Annotated in this window: 3 protein-coding genes and 1 pseudogene; 1 reads left to right on the top strand and 3 read right to left on the bottom strand. The window is 54.7% G+C overall.

Annotated elements, in window-relative coordinates; all coding sequences use genetic code 11:
* Positions 1-655 (bottom strand): IS6 family transposase (locus tag ACR0A2_RS22145; protein ID WP_480447748.1); only part of this gene is annotated, 655 nt, incomplete at its 3' end.
* An 86-nt stretch (positions 656-741) separates the two neighbouring features.
* Here ACR0A2_RS22145 and ACR0A2_RS22140 point away from each other — a divergent pair.
* Positions 742-977 (top strand): annotated as a pseudogene (locus ACR0A2_RS22140) (IS6 family transposase); the annotation flags it as partial.
* A gap of 120 nt (positions 978-1,097) precedes the next feature.
* Here ACR0A2_RS22140 and ACR0A2_RS22135 read toward each other — a convergent pair.
* A complete protein-coding gene (locus ACR0A2_RS22135) occupies positions 1,098-1,820 on the bottom strand; it encodes a peptidoglycan-binding domain-containing protein (RefSeq protein WP_480837376.1) in 723 nt (240 codons plus the stop codon).
* A gap of 765 nt (positions 1,821-2,585) precedes the next feature.
* Positions 2,586-3,377, bottom strand: a complete 792-nt coding sequence (locus ACR0A2_RS22130; protein ID WP_480837373.1) for a protein kinase domain-containing protein — start codon at positions 3,375-3,377, stop codon at positions 2,586-2,588.
* Positions 3,378-3,464: the final 87 nt, after the last annotated feature.

The raw sequence follows: 3,464 nt of genomic DNA, 5'->3' as shown, positions 1-3,464 counted from the left end.
AAGCCCGACGTGGTAATGCTGGGGAATTGCTGCTGCGGATCATGTTGGCGACCTCAATGCCCTCCAGAGTAGCTGAGGCGGATCTGAACGACTTAAACCCAAACATGTGCCGCACGCGTCGTTTGATGAATCTGTGATCCTGCTCGATCATGTTGTTTAGGTATTCGGACCTAATCGTCTGTACTTTCGCAGAGCACCCGAACCGCTTCAGGATCCTGTTCACTTCTCGAATGCCAGCTGCATTTGCGCCACTCTTGTCTATGACGATTTTGTTTGGGATCCCGTTTGACGACAGTGCTTTGGCAAAGAACCTGATGGCTGCTGGACGATTACGTCGCTCAGATAGCATGAAATCAAGGGTATTTCCCGCTTTGTCAACTGCTCGATAAAGATACATCCACTTCCCGCGCACACGAATGTGGGTTTCGTCCATGCGCCAAGAACTCAGCGTTGGTCGCTTCTTCGATTGCGCGCTCGCGGCGATCATCGACGAATACTTAACAACCCACCTGTTGAGAGTAGCGTGGTCCACCTGCACGCCGCGTTCGGCCATGATCTCTTCCAAATCACGATACGACACTGTGTACCGCAAATAGAAATATACAGCGTAAAGATCTGCATCCTTGGGAAAGTGGCAGCCTTTCAGAGAGATCAAACTAAAAACCTGTTCGAAACCTATTCGACGGGAACAGACTGCGAAAACTGAGTGCTCGTCAATCTCAGTTCAAAGTTTGCGACACATCCCACAAAGGGTTAAACAATCGGAACGAAGGATCACACAGACCCACTCGAAAGCGTGAAAAGCTCATGGGACGCTTCAAGCGCCAAAGCAAGCGCAAAGGTTCCTTGCCGCTCACGACCAGATCAACACCGTTTTTCGACCCCGCCGCTATCAACTCTCCACCGTCTCATACCGTCACGCCAGAACCGATGCTTTCGGCCTCTGGAACAGTTATGTTACCGAAATGAACGTCTGATAGGAACTGGCCTTACATTTCTCAATCACACGCAAACAAGTTGGCAATGCCGTCCAGCCTAGTCGACCGATTGTGGTTCAAGAGTTGGCGACAAGTACCTTGTCCGTTCCAACTTCCCAGCTAGGGCGCTGAAGAAGAAGTGTGTTGACGGCAACGCGTCGTTGATGGGCGATCAACGAAAGTAAGGACCTCGTTCAATCGGCTTTCGGGCTGGTCCCACGTACGGCCATTGGCACGCGCAAAGCGTTCGATAGCTGAAATCGTCTTCCTTCCGACGATGCCATCGACCGCTCCGGGCGCGCACCCCAGGTCTGCCAAGCGCTGTTGAATTCTCCTGACTGTCTCGACGTTGGGTGTCGGTGAGACTTCATCCAACGTAGGTTCTTGTGATCTCTGTCTTTCGAGGAAAGCGGCTCTCGCGAGATCCCTGTTGAGCCTAGCTCCCAACGTGCTGAGCAACGTTTGGCGGCATGCCGTCGTGATAGAGTTGGACGCACAGGCGCTAAAGAGTTGCGTGTGCCAACGATTACACTCAGAAACAACGGTTGGCCGCGACGATGCAGCTTCCAGATCAATTCGCTTTGAAATGCTCGCATTCAAGGAGTTGTATAATTGTCGCACCTCGGGATTTCCGCAAACCAATCTCGATAGTGTCTGGCTATTCTTTGGGCAGATTATTCTTTGGATGCCCGAGGTGCCCGTGGTCGTCGAAATCCTAACTGTTGCAGAAGACGGTGGTGGGGTCGGTTGAAGCCTGGGAGAAACCGCAGATGATGTACTCCTGATACAAACAGCGGCGGCGTCGTGTATCGTTGTATCGATCTGACCATATGAACAATGCATTACATAGCTGTAGCGATACTGCCCGCGCATCTCGTAGTTTGACAGAAATAGATAAGTGGCCATTCTATGTGAGCCGCAAATTTCTGCTCCACCAAATATGTCTGCAAGTCGAGTATTAAGCTCTCGTGGCGCATTCCCAAACGCACGCATCTCGTCGAGACTAGGAATTCGCCAGTCATTATGACCTAGAAAATTAAGGTTTGCGCATCTCTGAAATGCCTCAGCAAAACTGAAGCGCCCCATCGGAGATCTGGTCAGCATAAGGCCGGCAGATATGCTTTCGAGGCTGTTGGCCGTGATCCGGAAGTTCGCTTGCTTCGATGTTGTTTGTGGTGGAGCGGTGTCCTGGCTCTGATCACGTCCGAACACAAATAGTGAGGCGATTGCGATACCGATGATTGCGAGGATGGCGTTTCGGAGGCCGTTGTTGGCAACCTGTCGAAGCGGAGGTGTTGGCGGGGAACTGGCCGGTGCTGGTCCGACACTCGGACCTGTTGGACCATGCGAACCAGCTCCGCGAAATGGAGTCTGCTGGTAACTGGTTTTCGTCTTGCCAAAGAGCTCTCGACCTCGCTTCTTTTCGGTTTCGCACCACGGGCAGCTGCGGGTACTCTTGCGATGATGGTGGAAGCGAGATTTTCGGTATTGCGTGAGGCCCTTCTCGAACCGGTCGAGCATGTCGATCCACTCTTGGGCGGTGGGCCGCTGTCGCGCAGTTGATCTCCCGAAGGCGCGCTCGAATGCGTCCCGCACATCGTCGGGGAGTCAGTCCACCGGTGGTGCGGTGGGTTGCGGCGCAACCGTCAGCCGACTGCTGTCTGACCCGTACGCATAGCGGAACTCCTCGATCCATTTGGGCGGGGCAGGAGGATCTCCTCTCCCATTCCAAACACACCGGAACGGATGCACGCCGCTCATGAGGAGCCGAAAGATCATCACCGCGAGGCCAAAGTTGTCATGGTTCGAACCGCGCGTGCCGAGATTGCGCTGGTTGATCCCTTGATGCTCAGGTGGCAAATACTCGGGCGTGCCGACGACGCAGGGAAAGACCTGGCCGTTGACCGAGTATTGGATCGAGTCGCTGTCGATCAGGATCACGGTTGCGTGGTCGGTGACGAGGAAACCGGACTCGTTGATATCGCCGATCAAACAGCCGGTGTGGTGAAGCTCTGCGACCGTCCGAGCAGCGTTCGCAGCCACGCGTACCATGAAGGATACCGTGGCGTCGGGAAATTTCTCCTGACGGTCCCGACTGTTCCAGAGTTGGTGGATCGGCCGGGCGCCCCGAACGCGGCGCATCGTGAACCCCACGAATCTGCGGGACTCATCCAGCAGAATTTCGATCGGGAAGGAGATGTGCGGGGCCTGGTGGTGCAGCCCTGTAGCAACCATCGCCTCGATCTTGGTCCGCCGGTCGTCCGCCCGCCCATCGGTGTAAAGCTTGACCACCAGGTCCGGCGAACCCACCACCTCGTAAACAGTACCCTCCCCGCCCCTACCGAGCTCAGCGCCGAGGGTGATGGAATGACCGGAAGGGGTGGAAAGGCGAGATTTCATTATCGAACGCTTCGAGCCGCAACAATGAGCGTTTTATCATCATCAGTCAGATCATTGACACGGCTGCTGGCAAGGAAGGATCTAAGC

The sequence above is a fragment of the Ruegeria sp. H8 genome (assembly GCF_056532905.1).
Note: the sequence above shows the minus strand (reverse complement) of the source record. Positions and strands in the feature narration are given on the sequence as shown.